A 480-nucleotide genomic window follows, 5' to 3' on the forward strand; every position below is an offset into this window, starting at 1 on the left:
TTGATTTATTCGAACAAGTGTTATCAAACGACAACCTTCAACGTGCATGGAAACAAGTTAAAGCCAATAAAGGCGCAGCGGGTGTCGATGGAATGAAAATAGACCAATTTATCGATTGGGCAAAACAACACTGGAAACAGTGCAAAATCCAATTGAGCAATGGCTCCTATCGCCCACAACCCGTTAAACGTGTTGAAATTGATAAACCCGATGGTGGCAAACGACAACTCGGCATACCCACAGTGGTTGACCGTGTTATACAGCAAGCTATTACTCAGGTTTTATCGACTATCGTTGATGGAACATTTTCAGATAACAGCTTTGGTTTTAGGCCAAACCGCAACGGCCAACGGGCAGTAAAGCAAGTACAACAAATCATAAAATCTAAACGCAATATTGCGGTGGATGTCGATTTGTCGAAATTCTTTGATAGAGTCAATCACGACTTACTGATGCGAAATTTATCACGTCATATCAAAG

At 41.2% G+C, this 480-nt stretch carries 1 protein-coding gene; it reads left to right on the forward strand.

The window, feature by feature from the left end:
* A partial coding sequence (locus DS2_RS19440) for a reverse transcriptase domain-containing protein (RefSeq protein ID WP_035016751.1) occupies positions 1–480 on the forward strand: 480 nt, incomplete at both ends.

It is taken from the genome of Catenovulum agarivorans DS-2, from assembly GCF_000568405.1.
GTDB lineage: Bacteria > Pseudomonadota > Gammaproteobacteria > Enterobacterales > Alteromonadaceae > Catenovulum > Catenovulum agarivorans_A.